21 protein-coding genes are annotated in these 18,363 nt (G+C 68.5%); 13 read left to right on the plus strand and 8 right to left on the minus strand.

Translation table 11 applies throughout. From position 1 onward, the window contains the following. Window positions 1–104: 104 nt before the first annotated feature. A complete protein-coding gene (glsA, locus tag ACIPV5_RS08150) occupies window positions 105–1,118 on the plus strand; it encodes a glutaminase A (protein ID WP_400340686.1) in 1,014 nt (337 codons plus the stop codon). A gap of 27 nt (window positions 1,119–1,145) precedes the next feature. Further along, a complete protein-coding gene (locus tag ACIPV5_RS08155) occupies window positions 1,146–2,777 on the plus strand; it encodes an MFS transporter (protein WP_400340687.1) in 1,632 nt (543 codons plus the stop codon). Window positions 2,778–2,780: 3 nt separating this feature from the next. Here the strand turns inward: ACIPV5_RS08155 and ACIPV5_RS08160 are convergent, their stop codons facing one another. After that, entirely contained in the window at window positions 2,781–3,329 is a 549-nt protein-coding gene (locus ACIPV5_RS08160) for a helix-turn-helix domain-containing protein (RefSeq protein WP_187249387.1), read from the minus strand. A 93-nt stretch (window positions 3,330–3,422) separates the two neighbouring features. Here ACIPV5_RS08160 and ACIPV5_RS08165 point away from each other — a divergent pair, with 93 nt between their 5' ends. The 7 genes from ACIPV5_RS08165 (at window position 3,423) to ACIPV5_RS08195 (ending at window position 8,348) form a co-directional block, all read left to right on the plus strand. Beyond that, window positions 3,423–4,133, plus strand: a complete 711-nt coding sequence (locus ACIPV5_RS08165) for an AzlC family ABC transporter permease (protein ID WP_400340689.1) — start codon at window positions 3,423–3,425, stop codon at window positions 4,131–4,133. Continuing rightward, a complete protein-coding gene (locus ACIPV5_RS08170; RefSeq protein ID WP_053095573.1) occupies window positions 4,130–4,444 on the plus strand; it encodes an AzlD domain-containing protein in 315 nt (104 codons plus the stop codon). Before ACIPV5_RS08165 ends, ACIPV5_RS08170 begins: the two co-directional genes overlap by 4 nt. 35 nt (window positions 4,445–4,479) lie before the next feature. Then, window positions 4,480–4,956 carry a histidinol dehydrogenase gene (locus ACIPV5_RS08175; RefSeq protein ID WP_230100669.1) on the plus strand — a complete coding sequence of 159 codons (477 nt, stop codon included), beginning with the start codon at window positions 4,480–4,482 and terminating at the stop codon, window positions 4,954–4,956. A gap of 9 nt (window positions 4,957–4,965) precedes the next feature. Continuing rightward, a complete protein-coding gene (gene fdxA / locus ACIPV5_RS08180; RefSeq protein WP_042542002.1) occupies window positions 4,966–5,286 on the plus strand; it encodes a ferredoxin in 321 nt (106 codons plus the stop codon). A 3-nt stretch (window positions 5,287–5,289) separates the two neighbouring features. After that, window positions 5,290–6,402, plus strand: a complete 1,113-nt coding sequence (dapC, locus tag ACIPV5_RS08185) for a succinyldiaminopimelate transaminase (protein WP_400340690.1) — start codon at window positions 5,290–5,292, stop codon at window positions 6,400–6,402. A 144-nt stretch (window positions 6,403–6,546) separates the two neighbouring features. Further along, window positions 6,547–7,866, plus strand: coding sequence for a citrate synthase (locus ACIPV5_RS08190; RefSeq protein ID WP_187249390.1), 1,320 nt, complete (start codon window positions 6,547–6,549; stop codon window positions 7,864–7,866). Window positions 7,867–7,877: 11 nt separating this feature from the next. Further along, the gene (locus tag ACIPV5_RS08195; RefSeq protein ID WP_053095575.1) at window positions 7,878–8,348 is read left to right on the plus strand and encodes an SRPBCC family protein; all 471 of its coding nucleotides are present in this window, start codon (window positions 7,878–7,880) and stop codon (window positions 8,346–8,348) included. Between the two features lie 75 nt (window positions 8,349–8,423). Here the strand turns inward: ACIPV5_RS08195 and ACIPV5_RS08200 are convergent, their stop codons facing one another. Both ACIPV5_RS08200 and dapD read right to left on the minus strand, forming a co-directional pair. Beyond that, window positions 8,424–9,824: a DEAD/DEAH box helicase gene (locus tag ACIPV5_RS08200; protein WP_053095576.1), complete on the minus strand. Its 1,401-nt coding sequence runs from the start codon at window positions 9,822–9,824 to the stop codon at window positions 8,424–8,426. A 227-nt stretch (window positions 9,825–10,051) separates the two neighbouring features. Then, window positions 10,052–11,005, minus strand: a complete 954-nt coding sequence (gene dapD / locus ACIPV5_RS08205) for a 2,3,4,5-tetrahydropyridine-2,6-dicarboxylate N-succinyltransferase (protein ID WP_053095577.1) — start codon at window positions 11,003–11,005, stop codon at window positions 10,052–10,054. Window positions 11,006–11,070: 65 nt separating this feature from the next. On the opposite strand from dapD, the gene dapE reads away from it, so the two are divergent. The 3 genes from dapE to ACIPV5_RS08220 all read left to right on the plus strand — a co-directional run bounded on the left by dapE (window position 11,071) and on the right by ACIPV5_RS08220 (window position 13,613). Further along, window positions 11,071–12,144, plus strand: a complete 1,074-nt coding sequence (dapE, locus tag ACIPV5_RS08210; protein ID WP_394194315.1) for a succinyl-diaminopimelate desuccinylase — start codon at window positions 11,071–11,073, stop codon at window positions 12,142–12,144. Further along, window positions 12,126–13,343, plus strand: a complete 1,218-nt coding sequence (locus tag ACIPV5_RS08215) for a hypothetical protein (RefSeq protein WP_400340694.1) — start codon at window positions 12,126–12,128, stop codon at window positions 13,341–13,343. The genes dapE and ACIPV5_RS08215 overlap by 19 nt, the downstream gene beginning before the upstream one ends. 96 nt (window positions 13,344–13,439) lie before the next feature. Continuing rightward, on the plus strand, window positions 13,440–13,613 hold the full coding sequence (locus ACIPV5_RS08220; RefSeq protein ID WP_067122349.1) for a DUF3117 domain-containing protein: 174 nt from the start codon (window positions 13,440–13,442) through the stop codon (window positions 13,611–13,613). Window positions 13,614–13,705: 92 nt separating this feature from the next. Here the strand turns inward: ACIPV5_RS08220 and ACIPV5_RS08225 are convergent, their stop codons facing one another. After that, window positions 13,706–14,341, minus strand: a complete 636-nt coding sequence (locus tag ACIPV5_RS08225; RefSeq protein ID WP_400340696.1) for an O-methyltransferase — start codon at window positions 14,339–14,341, stop codon at window positions 13,706–13,708. Between the two features lie 89 nt (window positions 14,342–14,430). On the opposite strand from ACIPV5_RS08225, the gene ACIPV5_RS08230 reads away from it, so the two are divergent. Then, on the plus strand, window positions 14,431–14,817 hold the full coding sequence (locus ACIPV5_RS08230; RefSeq protein ID WP_053095581.1) for a twin-arginine translocase TatA/TatE family subunit: 387 nt from the start codon (window positions 14,431–14,433) through the stop codon (window positions 14,815–14,817). A gap of 37 nt (window positions 14,818–14,854) precedes the next feature. Here ACIPV5_RS08230 and ACIPV5_RS08235 read toward each other — a convergent pair whose 3' ends face one another. The 4 genes from ACIPV5_RS08235 to ACIPV5_RS08250 are packed head-to-tail and all read right to left on the minus strand — an operon-like array spanning window position 14,855 to window position 18,262. Next, complete coding sequence (locus tag ACIPV5_RS08235) at window positions 14,855–15,328, minus strand: YcxB family protein (RefSeq protein WP_400340698.1); 474 nt, start codon at window positions 15,326–15,328, stop codon at window positions 14,855–14,857. A gap of 8 nt (window positions 15,329–15,336) precedes the next feature. Then, window positions 15,337–16,455 carry an Mrp/NBP35 family ATP-binding protein gene (locus ACIPV5_RS08240; protein WP_056278087.1) on the minus strand — a complete coding sequence of 373 codons (1,119 nt, stop codon included), beginning with the start codon at window positions 16,453–16,455 and terminating at the stop codon, window positions 15,337–15,339. Beyond that, complete coding sequence (locus ACIPV5_RS08245) at window positions 16,452–16,997, minus strand: DUF1003 domain-containing protein (RefSeq protein WP_053095584.1); 546 nt, start codon at window positions 16,995–16,997, stop codon at window positions 16,452–16,454. The genes ACIPV5_RS08240 and ACIPV5_RS08245 overlap by 4 nt, the downstream gene beginning before the upstream one ends. Then, window positions 16,997–18,262: a magnesium transporter MgtE N-terminal domain-containing protein gene (locus ACIPV5_RS08250; protein ID WP_053095585.1), complete on the minus strand. Its 1,266-nt coding sequence runs from the start codon at window positions 18,260–18,262 to the stop codon at window positions 16,997–16,999. The genes ACIPV5_RS08245 and ACIPV5_RS08250 overlap by 1 nt, the downstream gene beginning before the upstream one ends. Between the last annotated feature and the right edge of the window lie 101 nt (window positions 18,263–18,363).

Consider the following 18,363-nt stretch of genomic DNA (forward strand, 5'->3'; position numbering starts at 1 on the left):
CGGACATGTGTCGCAACAGGGCACTGCCTGCCCTAGGCAGCGCGACGCATTGGCACTACGGTGAGCGATGACGGCTGGGGGGTCGTGGACTCGAAGGAGAACGCATGGACGTCGCGGCGCTGGCAGGCATCCCGCAGCAGGTCTCGACGGGTGGGCTGCCCGGGTGGGACAGGGTCGACCAGCTCGTGCGTGAGGCTCATCGCCTGTATGCGCAGGACCAAGGCGGCGCGGTCGCCGACTACATCCCGGTCCTCGCCGACGCCGACCCCGAGCTGTTCGGTCTCGCGGTCATCGAGGTCGACGGCGGCCTGCATGACGCCGGGGATGCGCAGCATCCGTTCTCGATCCAGTCGATCTCGAAGATGTTCGTCTACGCCCTGGCGATCCAGGAGAACGGCCATGAGCGGGTGCGCGACATCGTCGGTGTCAACAACACCGGCCTCGCCTTCAACTCCCTGATGGCGCTCGAGCTCAACGGCGGACACCCCATGAATCCGATGGTCAACGCCGGTGCGATCGCGACGACGGCACTGATGCCGGGGCAGACGGCTGTCGAGCAGTGGGAGCGCGTGCGCGAGGGGCTCTCTGCTTTCGCCGGCCGCGCGCTGAGCCTCGACGGCGTGGTGTACGCCTCGGAAGCCGCGACCAACGAGCGCAACCGGGCGATGGGCTGGCTGCTCCGCAGCTACGGACGGCTGGTCGGCGACCCCGACGAGGTCGTCGACGTCTACACGCGTCAGTGCGCTCTCAGCGTCACGGCCCACGACCTCGCGGTGATGGGGGCGACGCTCGCCGACGGCGGCGTGAATCCGATAACGGGCGAGCGGGTGGTCTCTGCGGACGTCTGCCGCGACACTCTCGCAGTGGTGGCATCCACGGGCCTCTACGAGGCCTCGGGTGAGTGGCTGTTCGAGATCGGGCTGCCCGCCAAGTCGGGTGTGGCAGGAGGGATCGTCGCCGTCGCGCCGGGCAAGGGTGCCGTCGCCGGATTCTCACCGCGCCTCGACGCGGCGGGAAACTCCGTGCGATCGCAGCTCGCCATCGGTCACCTCTCCCGCGCTCTCGGACTGAACCTGTTCGCCTCCGCGCCCGCGCCGACCGCTCGGTCGACGGACTGACCTCCTTCCCGCTCAGAGGACCCTGCCATGACACTCACTTCTCCGGCATCCACGAAGACCTCCTGGATGCCGCTCGTCAGTCTCTTCCTCGCCCAGGTGCTCATGTCGTTCAACGTGGCAGCCCTGCCGATATCCCTCGGTGGCATGGTCAGTGAGTTCGGCGTGCCGCCGACGGTCGCCAGCACCACCATCGTGATGTACGGCCTCGCCGTGGCCGCCCTCGTGATGACCGGCGCGAAGCTCGGTCAGCGGGTCGGCTGGGTCCTCATCTTCCGGATCGTGATCGGCCTGTTCGCCGCGTCGTCGGTGCTGATGATCGTGTCTCCGAGCGTGGGCTGGGCCATCGCGGGTCAGGCGGTCGCCGGCGCCGCCGCAGCGATCATCGTCCCCTCGATCGTGGCGCTGATCGCCGAGAACTATCGGGGCGCGCAGCAGGCGACGGCGATCGGTGCGATCGGGTCCGCCCGAGCCATTTCGGGAGTCACCGCGTTCCTCATCGGCGGCACGCTCGGCACCCTGGTCGGATGGCGGCCGATGTTCTTCATCGTGTTCGGCATCGCCGTGGTCGTCTTCGCGTTCAGCTTCACGCTGCGAGGTGATGGGGGAGACGCGTCGATCCGCATCGACCTCGTGGCGTCGCTCCTCATCGGCGCGGCCATCGTGCTTCTGACCCTGGGTTTCAACAACCTCAACGGGTGGGGTGCCGTCGCTGCGACCGAGGCCGCACCCTTCAACATCCTCGGGCTCTCGCCTGCGCCCGCCTTCGTCGTCGTCGGGATCGTGCTCGGTCAATGCTTCTTCGTCTGGACTCGCCGTCGGATGGCCGAGGGCAAGGTGCCGCTGATCGACCTCAGCATCCTCGACTCGTCGAAGGAGCGCGCTGCCGTGTACGCGATGTTCATCGTCGTGGCGCTCGAGGCGTGCGTGAACTTCACCATCCCCCTGTACATCCAGATCGTGCAGGGAAGGACGCCCTTCGACACGTCGCTCGCGATGATGCCTTTCAACTTGACCGTGTTCATCACCGCCACACTCGTCGTCCGGTTCTACAAGCGCTACCCGCCGCGGGTCATCGGCGTCTTCGGCTTCATCCTCACCACGGTCGCGCTCGTCTGGCTGTCCTTCGTGGTGAACAACAACTGGGAGACGCTTCCGACGATCCTCGGGCTGGTCGTGTTCGGCATCGGTCAGGGTGCGCTCGTGACCCTCGTCTTCAACGTGCTCGTCACCGCGGCGCCGGCTGAGCTCGCGGGTGATGTCGGCTCGTTGCGCGGCACCACGCAGAATCTCGCCTCGGCGGTCGGGACCGCTCTGGCCGGCGCACTCCTCGTCTCGCTCCTCGGGGTGAGCATCGGCCGCGCGGTCGTCGAGCACCCCGAGCTGCCGCCGTCGCTCGTCGCGCAGGTCGACATGGACAACCTGAACTTCGTCAGCAACGACGACCTGCGCGCAGCACTCGAGCAGACGGATGCGACGCCCGAGCAGGTCGACGAGGCGGTGGCCGTCAACGAGGAGTCGCGTCTGGGGACGCTGCGACTCGGCCTGCTGCTGCTCGCGGGACTCAGTGCCGTGGCGATCCTGCCTGCATCCCGGCTGCCGAAGTACAAGCCGGACGAGATCCCGGACCCGTCACCGGTCTCGGGCTCCGCGCCGAAGTGATGCTCAGCGCAGCTCCGAGATGAGCACCGCACTGGTCGAGGCGACGGTCGCCTCGAACACGTGGGGCGCGTCTCCGGCGTACGAGAGATAGTCGCCCGGGTTCAGCAGCACGGGGGCGTCCGACGGACCGATCCGAGCCTGGCCGGAGATGAGGATCACGTGTTCGGTCGTTCCCACGTGATGCGGATCGGAGCGGCGTGGATCCCCCGGATCCGCGTGGATCAGGTACACATCCCGCCTCGCACCCGGCGGGCTCGCTGAGAGCAGGGTCGCGCTGTACGCGGCGACCGACGACGGGACACCCGTGAGGTCATCGGCGCGGATGAGCGTCGGCGCGTTGCTCTGCTGATCGACGAGGACGGCGAACGGCACCCCGAGCGCGACGCCGAGCGCCCAGAGCGTCTCGACGCTGGGGTTGCCGGCACCGGACTCCAGTTGGGAGACGGTCGCCTTCGAGATTCCCGCTCGACGCGCCAACTCCGACACGGATAGTCCGGCTCTCTCCCTCTCTCTGCGCAGAGTGCGGGCGATGCGCGTTCGGAGTTCCTCCATGTGTTCATCATGTCAAACGATCGTTCGCTTGACTATCCCGGACACCGCGTTCAGAATGATGGTCATGTGTTCACCGCAGCGAACGATCGTGCAATGAGCGCCGACCGCGAGGTCTGGCGTGAAGCGCTGGGAGTCGTGCTCGCCACCAGCGCCTATGGCATCTCGTTCGGCGCGCTGGCCGTGGCATCCGGACTCGACGTCTGGCAGGCGTGCGTGCTGAGCCTGCTGATGTTCACGGGCGGGTCGCAGTTCGCCTTCGTCGGAGTCTTCGCCGCCGGAGGAGTGTCCGCACTGCCATCGGCGATCGCGTCGGCCGCGCTGCTGGGAGTGCGCAATGCCGCATACGGCATGCGGATGTCACCCGTCGTCGGCACGACCACCGGACGGCGGATAGCGGCGGCGCACTTCACGATCGACGAGTCGACCGCCGTGGCCATCTCGCAGACTGATCCGCGGCTGAGGCAGGTCGGCTTCTGGGTCACCGGGATCGGCATCTTCATCGGCTGGAACATCACGACCCTGATCGGGGCACTCGTCGGCGACGTGCTCGGTGACCCCAAGACCTGGGGGCTGGATGCTGCGGCGGCCGCGGCGTTCCTGGCTCTGCTCTGGCCGCGCCTGAAGGAACGTCAGGCCATAGCGGTCGGGGTGGCTGCGGCGGTGGTGGCGGCCGCCCTCACGCCGTTCCTCATGCCCGGGCTGCCCGTGCTCGTGGCAGCCGTCGTCGCGATCATCGTGGGCTGGTTCAACTGGCTCGGTCGAGTCGATGCCTCCGCACCCGACGGTGGGGAGGCCGCCGCGTGAGCATCTGGAGTGCGATCCTTCTCGCTGCGGTGATCTGCCTCGCTCTGAAGGCCGCGGGGTACCTCGTGCCGCCCTCGGTGCTCGAGGCACCGCGACCGGCGCGCATCTCCGATCTGCTCACCGTGGCCCTGCTCGCCGCGCTCGTGGCCGTGCAGACCCTCGGAGCAGGGCAGGCCGTCGTCGTCGATGCACGGGTTCCCGCTCTGCTCGTCGCGGCCGGGCTTCTCTGGCTGCGTCAGTCGTTCCTCGTCGTGGTGGTCGCGGCCGCCCTCGTCGCGGCTCTCCTGCGCCTGTTCGGGCTCGCTGTCTGAGCGCCCCCTCGCGGCGGCGCGCGTAGGATCGACTCGTGCGTATCGGATGGATCTCCCGGGTGCTCTCCTGGATCGCCGCGGCTCTCGTCGGCGGCGTGTTCGGCGTCGCAGGGACGATCGGTCACAGCCTCATGTGGGGTCCCGTGCCCGTCGGACTCATCGTCGGAGCGATCGCGTGCGGCGCGATCCTCGTCGCGATCCGCGCGCTCACCCACGACCGAGGCGCGACTCTCGCCGCGGGGCTCGGCATGCTCGGCATGCTGGTGCTCATCTCCGGCGTCGGGCCCGGGGGATCGGTGGTGGTCGAAGACACGCTCAGCGGTCGCATCTGGACCTATCTCGTCGCGGGGCTCGTGCTCCTCGCTGTCGCATGGCCCTCGTTCTCGCGGCTTCCGACTCGCACCGAGGCGCAGGCGTCGACGGCCGCGGCATCCGGCACGGCGCCCGGCGCAGACGAGGCGACCGCCCCTCGTGCCCCCGTCCTGGGCGATCGGACCGGCGGCGAGTCGTAGACTGGAGGGGTGACGTATGTGATCGCCCTCCCGTGCGTCGATGTCAAGGATCGCGCCTGCATCGACGAGTGCCCCGTTGACTGTATCTACGAGGGCGAACGCTCGCTGTACATCCACCCCGACGAATGCGTCGACTGCGGCGCGTGCGAACCCGTCTGCCCCGTCGAGGCGATCTACTACGAAGACGACCTGCCGGATGAATGGCAGGACTACTACAAGGCCAACGTCGAGTTCTTCGACGAGGTGGGCTCCCCGGGCGGTGCGGCCAAGGTCGGCGTCATCGCACACGATCACCCGATCATCGCCGCTCTCCCGCCGCAGGGCGAGTAGTCCGTGAGTGTTCGCGACCTCGCCGACTACCCGTGGGATGCGGTCGTTCCCTACCGCGAACGCGCCGCGCGTCATCCGGACGGAATCGTCGACCTGTCGGTCGGTTCGCCCGTCGACCCGACGCCCGAGCTGATCCGCCGGGCGCTGTCGGAGGCGACCGATGCGCACGCCTATCCTCAGACCGTCGGCACTCCCGCCCTTCGTGAGGCGATCGTCGAGTGGTACGCGCGGCGCAGGGGAGTGAGCGACCTGACCGTCGCCAACGTCCTGCCCACCATCGGCTCGAAGGAGCTGGTGGCTCTGCTGCCGACCCTTCTGGGCCTGGGGGAGGGCGACATCGTGGTGCATCCCCGAATCGCCTACCCGACCTATGAGGTGGGTGCTCGCGTCGTGGGAGCGACCCCGCTGCCGTCCGACGATCCGACGGAGTGGCCTGACGGCACCAAGCTCATCTGGATCAACACGCCCGGGAATCCGGACGGCCGTACCTGGACCGTGGAGGAACTGGCTGCTGCGGTCGAGCGGGCTCGAGAGCTGGGAGCCGTGCTCGCGAGCGACGAGTGCTACGCCGAGCTCGGCTGGGACGGTCGATGGGCGACTGAGCCGATTCCCTCGATCCTCGACCCTCGCGTGACCGGTGGCAGCAGGGCCAATCTGCTCAGCGTCTACTCGCTCAGCAAGCAGTCGAATCTCGCCGGCTATCGTGCGGCATTCGTCGCAGGGTGCGCGCGCATCGTCGGCGAACTGCTCACCGCGCGCAAGCACCTGGGCCTGATGCCGCCAGAGCCGGTGCAGCACGCCATGGCAGTGGCGCTGGGCGATGACGAGCACGTCGCCGCTCAGAAGGCGCTCTACCGAGCGCGACGCGACATGCTGCGGCCTGCGCTCGAGGCGGCGGGGTTCCGGATCGACGGCTCGGAGGCCGGGCTCTACCTGTGGGCGACGGAGGGGCAGGACGCCTGGGCGAGCATCGAGCGGCTCGCCGATCTCGGCATCCTGGCGGGTCCGGGTCCGTTCTACGGTGAGTTCTCGACCCAGCACGTGCGACTGGCTCTGACGGCTCCCTCCGACAGGATCGCTGAGGGCGCGCGGCGTCTGCACGCACAGGCCGTGTAGGTTCTGGCCTCAGATCAGTGGTTCTTTTGTCGGTTGTCACAGTAGGCCTGTGTGCCTACTAGGCTGTAAAGGCGATTCGGTCGTGTATCGACGATCTCGAACTGACCTGGTGCACAGCGCCGTGACATCGCCACATCCGACTTGATGAAGATCCATGAGGAGGCCCGCGTGAGCGCAGCGGCAGAGCAGCAGGCGACGGCGAAGCTGACGATCGGCGATACGACCGCTGAATTCCCACTCGTGCGCGGCACGGCCGGCAACGACAGCATCGACTTCTCGACGCTGACGCGGCAGACGGGTTACACGGGACTCGACTACGGGTTCGTCAACACGGCGTCGACGAAGTCCGCGATCACGTTCATCGACGGAGACAAGGGCATCCTGCGCTACCGCGGGTATCCGATCGAGCAGCTTGCCGGTTCGACGAGCTACCTCGAGGTCGCCTGGCTCCTCATCTACGGCGAGCTTCCCTCCGCCGCCGAGCTCGCCGAGTTCGACGAGAAGATCCGTCGGCACACACTGCTGCATGAAGACCTCAAGCGCTTCTTCTCGGCGCTTCCGCACACCGCGCACCCCATGTCGGTGCTGTCGTCTGCCGTCGCAGCCCTCTCGACCTACTACGAGGGTCAGACCGACCCGCACAACCCCGAGCACGTCGAGCTGAACATGATCCGGATGCTGGCCAAGCTGCCGGTCATCGCGGCGTATGCACACAAGAAGAGCATCGGCCAGGCGTTCCTGTACCCCGACAACTCGCTCGGCTTCGTCGAGAACTTCCTGAAGCTCAACTTCGGCGTGCATTCCGAGGAGTATCAGGTCAACCCCGTGATGTCGAAGGCCCTCGAGCTGCTGCTGATCCTGCACGAGGACCACGAGCAGAACGCGTCGACCTCGACTGTGCGTCTCGTCGGCTCGACGGGCGCGAACCAGTTCGCCTCGATCTCCGCCGGCATCCAGGCTCTCTCCGGCCCGCTGCACGGCGGTGCGAACGAAGCCGTGCTCACCATGCTCGGGCAGATCCGCGATTCCGGTCAGAGCGTCTCGCGCTTCGTCGAGCGGGTGAAGAACAAGGAAGAGGGCGTGAAGCTGATGGGCTTCGGGCACCGGGTCTACAAGAACTACGACCCGCGCGCCAAGCTCGTCAAGGAGGCGGCGGGCGAGGTGCTCGCCGAGCTCGGCGTCACGGATCCGCTGCTCGACCTCGCTCAGGAGCTCGAGGAGCTGGCTCTCGCCGACGATTACTTCAAGGAGCGTCGTCTCTACCCGAACGTCGACTTCTACACCGGCGTGATCTACAAGGCGATGGGCTTCCCGACGCGCATGTTCACCGTGCTGTTCGCGATCGGCCGTCTGCCCGGTTGGCTCGCACAGTGGCGCGAGCTGCAGCTCGACCCGCAGACCAAGATCGGTCGCCCGCAGCAGCTCTACACAGGATCTCCCGAGCGCACCTTCCAGACCCGCTGAATCGACTCGCGATGCCTGTCGTGAGCGCGGAGGCCGTCGTGCCGGTGGATCCGGCGACGGCCTTCGCCGTCTCACAGACGACGGGTGCGATCCGACGCCGGTGGGATCCGTTCATCAGTGAGCAGCACTTCCTCGATGGCGCCGATGTCGCGGCCAAGGATGTGCGGACGTTCACCAGGCAGCGCTTCGGCTTGTCGATGGTGAGCCGGTATGTGTCCTACGCCCCGCCGAGGAACGTCGGGATGGTCATGGAGACCGGGCCGTGGTTCTTCACGAAGCTCGGCGGAGGCTGGCGGTTCACCGAGGTGCCTGAGGGCACGCTCGCCGTCTGGAAGTACAACTTCTCGTGTCAGCCGACCTGGCTCGCGCCGATCGCCGAGTGGATCGGCGCGCGCGTGCTCGGGTTCGAGATCCGTCGGCGCATCGCCGGTTTCGCCCGAGGGTGCTCAGACCCGCAGGTGCTGGCCGCCGTTCGCGGCTGACCTCGCGCAGGCGGGACGAAGAAGGCGGGTGCCCCGACGCTGAGCGTCGGCGCACCCGCCTGTATGTCTCTCGGGTCAGCGGCCCTGCGAGCCGCGACCACGGCCGCCCTGGCCACCGGAGCGGGATCCGCCCTGGCCACCCTGACGGCTGCCGGCCGTGGCGCCCTGGCCGCCCTGGCCCGAGCGGGGACGACGGCTGCGGCGCGACGGCGGGTTTGCCGCTGAATTGCGCTCGCCGCCGGCGGGGCGCTGCTTCGACGACTGACGCTGCTGCTGCTGGGGCTGAACCGGAGCCGGACGCACGTGCGGCGCACGCTCGGGGACGAGCTCGGTGACGGCGTTCGACGTGACGGGCTCGAGTGCGGCGGTGATCGACGCCTTGCGCAGGAGGTCCTTCACATCACGACGCTGCTCGGGGAGGACCACCGTGACGACGGTTCCCGCGGCTCCCGCACGGGCGGTGCGGCCGGAGCGGTGCAGGTATGCCTTGTGCTCCATGGGCGGGTCGACGTGGACGACGAGGTCGACGTTGTCGACGTGCACGCCACGGGCGGCGACGTCGGTCGCGACGAGGACGCGCACGCCTCCGTCGGCGGGATCTGACGAGAAGGCGCCGAGGTTGCGCTCACGCGCGTTCTGCGAGAGGTTTCCGTGCAGATCGACAGCGGGGATGCCCGCCGCGGTCAGCTGCTTCGCGAGCTTCTTCGCCTGGTGCTTCGTGCGGGTGAAGAGGATGCGACGACCGGTGCCCGAGGCGAGCTCGCGCACGAGAGTGGTCTTGTTGTCGGTGGAATCGACGACGAGCACGCGGTGCGTCATCTCGCCGACGGGAACGCTCTCCTCGTCCACCTCGTGGCTCACGGCGTTCGAGAGGAACCGGCGGGCGAGGGTGTCGATGCCGCGGTCCAGCGTGGCGCTGAACAGCAGGCGCTGTCCGCCGGCGGGCGTGGCGGTGAGGATGCGGGTGACACCCGGCAGGAAGCCGAGGTCGGCCATGTGATCGGCCTCGTCGAGCACAGTCACCTCGACGGAGTCGAGCTGCACGACCCGCTGCTTCATCAGGTCTTCGAGGCGGCCGGGGCACGCGACGACGATGTCGACGCCGTTGCGCATGGCCTGTTCCTGGGGACGCTGGCTGACGCCGCCGAACACGGTGGTGACGCGCAGGCCTTTCGCCTCGGCGAGGGGCGCGATGGTCGCGGCGATCTGGGTCGCGAGCTCACGGGTCGGAGCGAGGACGAGTCCTCGGGGGTGCCCGGGGCGGCTCTTGCGCGACGAGGCGGCGAGGCGGGCGACGAGGGGGAGCGCGAAGGCGATCGTCTTGCCGCTGCCGGTGCGGCCGCGGCCGAGGAGGTCGCGTCCGCCGAGCGAGTCGGGAAGCGTGTCGCGCTGAATCGCGAACGCCTCGGTCTTGCCGTCCTTCGCGAGGACGGCGGCGAGGTCGGCGGGCACGCCGAGATCGAGGAAGGAAGTCATGAAGTATCTCCGAGAAATGCACGCACGAGCCGAGGGGCCGGGTGCGGAAGGTGGGCGACGGCGCGGGATCGCGCATCGTTTCGCCGTTCGAAATGGCCAGAACCAGGCAAGTGGCGCGGGAGCGTGTCGACGACGCAGACGTCTCGCAGTGCGAGTGGCGTCACCGCGACACTATCACGGCAGTCCCGGAGAAGGCTGAGACGGCCCGCTCTCAGCGAGTCGTGCGATCAGGCGTGGAGTGCGTCGTTGAGGGTCACACCGACGCCGGCGCGCTGCACGGCTTCGACCGCGCCGCTCAGCGAGTTGCGGCGGAACAGCAGTCCGTCGCGTCCGGACAGCTCGGAACCCTTGGCGGTCTTCCTGCCGCCGTCAGGCGTCGCCGGGCCGTCGACCAGCACGACCTTCGTGCCGGCCGTCACGTACAGTCCGGCCTCGACGACGCAGTCATCGCCGAGCGAGATGCCGATGCCCGCGTTGGCTCCCAGCAGCGTGCGTGCCCCGATGGAGACGCGGTGTGCGCCGCCGCCCGACAGGGTGCCCATGATCGACGAGCCGCCGCCGATGTCGCTGCCGTCGCCCACCACGACGCCCTGGGAGATACGTCCTTCGACCATCGACGCACCGAGGGTGCCTGCGTTGAAGTTCACGAAGCCCTCGTGCATGACGGTCGTGCCGGGGGAGAGGTGCGCGCCCAGGCGGACGCGCGACGCATCTGCGATGCGCACACCGGCAGGCTGCACGTAGTCGGTGAGCCGGGGGAACTTGTCGAGCCCCTGAACCTGGATCCCTGAGCGCTGGAGCACGGGTCGAAGCCGCGCGGCATCCACGGGGTGCATGGGGCCGGCGTTCGTCCACGCCACGTTCGGCAGATGCGCGAAGATGCCGTCGAGGTTGAGTTCGTTCGGTCGCACCAGGAGGTGCGACAGTGTGTGCAGCCGCAGATAGGCGTCAGCGGTCGAGGCCGGCGCCGCGTCGAGATCGATCTGCAGCTGTACCGTCTGCACCGAGACGTTTCGACGTTCGTCCGGACCGGTGAACTCCTCGAGCGCCGCGAGCGCGGTGGCCGCGTCGTCGGCACCGGGCTCGACGGCCGTCACCTCGGGGAACCAGGCATCGAGTACGGTGCCGTCACCGGCGATCGTCGACAGTCCAGTACCCCACACGGTGCGCGCCTCAGTCATACCTCCACGGTATCGCTACCGGCGACGGGGGATGGTCCAGATGTCGGGGTAAGTAGGCTGGGGTCATGATGCTCGATCTGACCGCGTCCTCCGTCGACCTGACCCGTGCGATCTGCGACATCCCGAGCGTGTCGGGTGACGAGAAGGCGCTTGCGGATGCCATCGAGCAGGCGATCTCCGCGTATCCCCATCTCGAGGTGATCCGCCACGGCAACACGATCGTCGCGCGCACCGATCTCGGGCGAGCGCAGCGGGTCGCGATCGCCGGACACATCGACACCGTGCCGATCAACGGCAACGTGCCGACGAAGGACGTCGAGATCGACGGCGTCGAGTACCTCTGGGGCCGGGGAACCGTCGACATGAAGAGCGGCACCGCTGTGCAGCTGAAGCTCGCCGCCGAGCTCACCGAGCCCTCGGTCGACATCACCTGGATGTGGTACGACAACGAAGAGGTGGAGGCCTCGAAGAACGGGCTGGCGCTCCTCGCCGCGGTGCGGCCGGATCTCTTCCAGGCCGACTTCGCGATCCTCGGCGAGCCGTCCAACGGCGAGGTCGAGGGTGGCTGCAACGGCACGATGCGCGCGATCGTGCGCACCACCGGCGTGCGTGCGCACGCGGCACGTGCGTGGATCGGTGAGAACGCCATCCATCGGGCAGCCCCGATCCTCGCGCGCCTGGCCGAGTACCGTGCACGAGAGATCGCGGTCGACGGACTCCTGTATCGGGAGAGCATGAGCGCCGTGCGCATCACAGGCGGGGTCGCAGGCAACGTGATCCCCGATGCCTGCGAGGTCGAGGTGAACTACCGGTTCGCTCCGAGCAAGTCGGCAGCAGATGCAGAAGCGCACATCCGCAACCTCCTCGCCGGCTTCGACGTGGAGATCACGGACGCCGCAGAAGGCGCGCGGCCGGGCCTCGACGCGCCGATCGCCCAAGACTTCGTGGCCGCCGTCGGCGCCGAGCCTCGCCCGAAGTACGGCTGGACCGATGTCGCTCGGTTCTCCGCCCTCGGCATCCCCGCCGTGAACTACGGACCGGGAGACCCGCACCTCGCGCACCATGACGAGGAGCGCGTGCCGCTCGCGCAGATCGACGCCGTCGAGCGAGGACTGCGCGCATGGCTCAGCTCGCGCTGACCGCGACCCGCCGGTGGGCCGCAGCGCCACTGGCGCTGCGCGTGGCCCTGATCTACCTCGCCGCTCGCGCGGTGACGACCGCGATGATGATCGCGGCGGCGACGCAGTCGACATCGCTGTCGAGGTTCGGCGCAGAACCGGGCCTCGCCGATTTCATCGTCGGGTGGGACGCGCAGTGGTACTGGCTCGTCGCCGAAGAGGGATACCCCTCGGATCTGCCGCTCACCGAATCGGGTGACGTCGCTGAGAACGCCTGGGCGTTCATGCCGGTGTTCGCCTTCGCCGCCAAGGCGATCGGCTTCGTGTTCGGGTCCTGGGGGATGGGCGCCTTCCTGCTGTCATTCGTGGCCGGCTACCTCGCCTGTCTCGCGCTGCACCGATTGCTGCGCGATCGGATCGGCGCGCGTGCGGCGATGTGGGCGGTGGTGTTCTTCGCCTCCGGACCGATCGCGGCGATGTTCCAGGTGGGGTACGCCGAGACCCTGTTCCTGCTGTTCCTCTTCCTGGCTCTCGATGCCACGGTGCGACGGAACTACGCATGGCTGTATCTCCTCATCCCCGTGATGGCGTTCACCAGACCGGGGATTCTCGCGTTCGCGCTGTACCTGGGTCTGCACGGCATCCTCCGCTGGTGGCATCGCAGGGATGATCCGCTCGCCCCGCGGGAGATCGTGCACATCGTGGCGCTCGGCGCACTCGCCACGGTCGCGGGCTTCTCGTGGCAGGTCATCGCCGGCGTCGTGACCGGCGATCCCGGTGCGTACCTGGCGACCGAGCTCTCCTGGCGTCGCAACTGGCTCGTGGGCGGTGTCGACGGGTTCGTGCCTTTCGAAGGGTGGGTCCAGGCATCCCAGTTCTGGTTCGGTCAGTGGGGACTCCCCGGCTCGTGGGGGCCGGTCGCCGTCGCGCTCCTGGTGGTGGCAGCGGGTGCCGCCCTGCTCTACGTGCCGCAGGTGCGTGCGCTGGGTCCCGACCTGCGGCTGTGGAGCGCGAGTTACCTCCTCTACCTGCTCGCGGTGTTCTTCCCTCAGTCGAGCACCTTCCGGCTGCTGCTGCCCGTGAGCCCGATCTGGGGAGCACTCGCGGTGCCGCGCTCGCGCGTCTGGCGGCTCGGGGTCCTGGCCGTCTGCCTGCTGGGGCAGTGGCTGTGGATATTCCACATCTACGCCCTGGGGAACACCTTCTGGCAGGTGCCGTGAATGTTAAGGCTTGATGCATTTCTTCATAGGGGACATCCAGGTTCCGGTAACACCCGATAAACTGATCGCATACCACCGGAGGAAAAGGAGCCCACGATGGCAGCGATGAAGCCGAGGACCGGAGACGGACCCATGGAGGCCGTGAAAGAAGGGCGACTCATCATCGTGCGCGTCCCGCTCGAAGGCGGCGGCCGTTTGGTCGTCTCCGTGAACGACGCAGAGGCGAAGGAGCTTCACGACGTGCTGGCAGCCGTCGTGACGCCCGCCTGATCGAACTCGAATTCGCGCACGCGGATTCACGGAAGAGGGCGACGGATCGATGATCCGTCGCCCTCTTCCGTCCGTTCACGACGGTGTTCGGCTCAGCTCTCGCCGACGCTGATCAGCTGCAGCAGCCCCTCGCCGGAGGCAGAGACGGTCGCGAGCACGGCTGATGACTCCTGAGTCTCCTGCACGAGCGAGCGGTAGGCGGAGGTCACCTCGTCGCGCTGCACCGGATCGGCGACACGGCCGCCTCCGAGAATGTGGGGGACGAGAACCATTCCGCCTCGACGCACCAGCCGCAGGCCATGCTCGACGTAGTCGATGACGTTCTCGGGGTCGGCATCGACCAGCACGATGTCGTATGACGCCTCGTTCATGCGGGGCAGCACGTCAGCCGCGCGACCTGTGATGAAACGCGCCTTCGTCGCGGGGACGCGTGCGTCGGAGAAGGCCTGACGGGCGGCGGCGAGGTGCTCGGGCTCGTTGTCGATCGAGGTCAGCACCGCCTGCGGCGCGCCGCGCAGCAGCCAGAGACCCGAGACTCCGGCGCCCGTGCCGATCTCGACGATCGATCTGGCACCGGTCGCGGCGGCCAGCACGGCGATCTGCGAGCCGACGGCCGCGCTGATCGGCGACGCGCCGAGTTCGATGGCGTGCGCACGCGCGCGGGCGATCGGCGACGGCTCCGCGATGGACTCGCGGATGAAACGTGCATTCGCATCGTTCTCGCTCATTGCCTGATTCTCCCGACTGAGATATGTGTTCTCCCAGGGTATGCGCTCGGTGCGCGGCACAACGGCAGGCGCGGCGGTAGCCTGGACAGATGCAGTTCGGGATCACCTTCGAGAAGCTGCTGCTCATCGGTCTGATCGCTGTGCTTCTCATCGGACCGGAGCGGCTGCCCCGCTACGCCGAGAGCGTCGCCAAGCTCGCTCGGCGCGCCGGCGAGTTCCTCCGCGACACCAAATCGCGTGTCCGCGACGAGATGGGTCCCGAGATCGACGACGTCGACTGGCGCAAACTCGATCCACGGCAGTACGACCCCCGGCGCATCATCCGCGACGCGCTCTTCGAAGACGACGCTGCGCCCGGTCCCGCCCGTGCGGAGGCAGTCGTTGCGGAGCCGACGGTGAAACCGGTGCGTACGGCGAGGGTGCGACCGGAGTTCTCGGTCGCGAGTCCTCCGCCGTACGATTCCGAAGCGACATAGCCCGAGTCTCCGCCCGGCGGAGCTCCGCTGCGAAGGCTCAGCCGATGCGCGCGCGCAGCGTGGCGAGGTCGTCGTCCGTCACCAGTGACCGGGGGATGGCGGTGATCGCCGACGCGCCACGCAGCTTGAGCAGTACCGCGTCAGCGCCTGCTCGCACGCTCTGGAAGGTGCTGTAGTCGATGTCGGACGAGCGATGCCCCGCGCCGATGTGCAGGGCAGTGTCGCCCAGTCGCACCCAGACGACGGTGCCTGGCGGGGTCGCCGAATGCACGGCACGCCGTGCTCCGACGATCGTCATCACGACGGCATAGACCATCAGACCGATGCTCGCGACGGGGAGCAGATCCGACAGCCCCGGGTTGCCTCCGGTCGCGCTCAGATTCAGGATGCTCAGCGCGAGCGCTGCAGCGAGGGCGATCCACATCACGATCGCCGCAGGACGAGTGAGCGCGTAGACCGCGGCATCTCGAGCCATTCCCCGAAGCAACCGCTCATCGACGGTGACAGTCATGGTCGGGCCTATCCGACATTCATGGGAAGCGACCGGCCGGCGAGTCCGCGCCCCTGTCCGGCGAGAGTGCGGGCCAGATCACGGATCGCCGTCGCCGCCGCATCGGCGCCGTCGCTCAGGACGACCGGCACACCGTCGTCGCCTCCGGAGCGCAGCGCGGGGCTGAGCGGGATCGACGCCAGCAGCGGGACGGACTGCGTCTCGGACAGCGCCTCTGCGACGGCAGCACCTCCACCCGAGCCGAACAGGTCTATCACGGTGCCGTCCGGCAGGGTGAGCGCGCCCATGTTCTCGACCACGCCGATCACCCGCTGACCGGTCTGACGCGCAACCAGCCCGCTGCGGATCGCCACGTCGGATGCGGCCGCCTGCGGGGTCGTCACGACGAGCACCTCGGCGTGCGGCAACAGCTGCCCGATCGAGATCGCGATGTCGCCGGTGCCGGGGGGCATGTCGATCAGCAGGATGTCGAGGTCGCCGAAGAACACGTCCGTCAGGAACTGCTGCACTGTGCGGTGCAGCATCGGACCGCGCCAGGCCACCACGGCCTCGCCGTCGCGCAGGAACATGCCGATGGAGATCGTCTTCACTCCGTGGGCGACGGGCGGGAGCATGAGGTCGTCGATGCGCGTGGGCTGTGTCCCCGCGGGGATGCCGAGGAGCCCGGGGATCGAGAAGCCGTGCACATCGGCGTCGACGAGACCGACTGCGAGACCCTGCGCGGCGAGTGCGACCGCGAGGTTCGCCGTCACCGTGGACTTGCCGACCCCGCCCTTGCCGCTGGAGACGAGGATCACCCGCGTGAGCGAGTCCGGGCCGAAGGGCATCTGGCGCGGCGGCCGGCCGTCGCGCAGCTTCTCGGTGAGCGCCTTGCGCTCGGTGGGCGTCATGACACCGACCTCGACGTCCACCTCGGTGATCCCCGGCACGGAGGCGGCGGCCGCGCGGACGTCCGATTCGATGCGGGCGGCAGCCGGGCAGCCGACGATCGTGAGGACGATCGCGACGTGCGCGCGCGGACCGTCGACGTCGATCTCCCTGACCATGTCGAGATCGCCGATGGGGCGTCGCAGCTCGGGATCTGTGACCGCGGCTACGGCCGCCCGCACGGAATCAGCGGTGCTCATGATGATGCGGCGCGGCCGCGGGGGCGTCGCTCGACCGGCTCGTCGTCATGGTCTCCGAGCTCGGCGAGCAGCGACTTGAGCTCCTGCCGCAGCACATCGCGGGTCACGACCTGGTTGTTGCGCTCCTCGAGCGACATCCGCAGCGCGACGATCTCACGGGCGAGGTACTCGGTGTCGGCGAGGTTGCGCTCGGCCCGCTGACGATCCTGTTCGATCTGCACTCGGTCACGGTCGTCCTGGCGGTTCTGCGCGAGAAGGATCAGAGGGGCCGCGTACGACGCCTGCAGCGAGAGCATGAGGGTGAGGGCCGTGAAACCGAGCGCCGCGTCATCGAAGCGCAGGTGGTCGGGCAGCAGTGTGTTCCAGCAGATCCAGAGCACACAGAACAGTGTGAGGATCAGCAGGAACGCGGGGGTGCCCATGGCGCGGGCGACCCACTCGGTGAAACGGCCGAAGCGATCACGCGACGTCGAGCGCTGGCGGGAGGTGCCGCGGCCCAGGGGTGCGTCGAGCCGAGGCGAGCGCGAGCGGGAGCGGGGCATCAGCGCACCTCCTTGGAGACCGTCGGCTCGTCGCTGTCGTGCGTGCGCCAGTCATCGGGCAGCAGGTAGTCGAGGACGTCGTCGATGCTGATCGCGCCGACCAGTCGGTGGGCGGCATCGATCACGGGGAGCGAGACGAGGTCGTAGCTCGCCAGCATCCTGGCGACCTCAGCGGCGGACGCGGTGACCCGCACCGGCTCGAGGCTGTCGTCCATGATGGCCCCGAGACGTTCGTGCGGCGGGTAGCGCAGCATCCGCTGGAAGTGCACCATGCCGAGCAGCCGACCGGTCGGCGTCTCGAACGGCGGCAGGGTCACGAAGACCGCGGCTGCAAGGGCGGGGTGCAGCTCGTGGCGCCGGATGAGGGCGAGCGCCTCGGCCACCGTCGCGTCGGCCGACAGGATGATCGGCTCGGGCGTCATGAGTCCACCGGCCGTGTCGGGGCCGTAACGGAGCAGCATCCTGACGTCCTCGGCCTCTTCGGGCTCCATCAGCTCGAGCAGCTGCTCGAGACGATTCGGCGGAAGCTGCGCGAGGAGGTCCGCGGCGTCGTCCGGTTCCATCTGGTCGAGGATGTCGGCGGCGCGCTCGTCGCCGAGTCGATCGAGGATATGCACCTGCTCGTCTTCGGGCATCTCCTCCAGGGCATCGGCCAGGCGGTCGTCCGAGAGCTCCTCGGCGACCTCGATCATGCGCTGCTGGGGGAGGTCGAGCAGGGTGTTCGCGAGGTCGGCTGCGTGGAGCTCCGAGTACGACGCGACGAGCTGCTCGGCCGACTGGGACTCGCCGGGGGAGTGCTGCTCGGCGACCTCGCTCCAGGCTGCGAACGTGGTCGGTCCCTTCGCGAACGGAGAGGCGCTGGTCTTCGGTCGACGCAGGAAGAGCTGACTGATCGCCCATTCCCCGATGCGGTTCGGCTCGATGGCGACGTCTTCGATCACGGCGGTGCCGCTGCCGTCGACGAGGCTCACCCGACGCCCGAGGAGCTCGGCGAGAACGCGCACCTCGCCGGCGCGCGGTGAGAATCGGCGCACATTGATGAGACCGGTGCTGATCACCTGGCCCGCGCGGATCGACGTCACCCGTCCGATGGAGAGGAAGACCTGTCTGCGCCCGGGGATCTCGACGACGAGGCCGATGACGCGGGGAGCACCCGTACTTCGGTACACGATGACGACATCACGGACTTTGCCGAGCCGGTCGCCCACGGGGTCGAAGACGGCGCAGCCAGCAAGGCGCGCGGCGAATACCCGTTGTGTGCTCACTCGTCCAGCGTAGTCGCCGGTGTCGCAGGGGTGGCCCCCGGCGGCACCGCTGCACGACACACTCCCGGCCCTGTCACCACACGGCATGGAACAATGGCGGG

The sequence above is a fragment of the Microbacterium sp. NPDC090014 genome (assembly GCF_044748285.1).
Classification (GTDB): Bacteria; Actinomycetota; Actinomycetes; order Actinomycetales; family Microbacteriaceae; genus Microbacterium.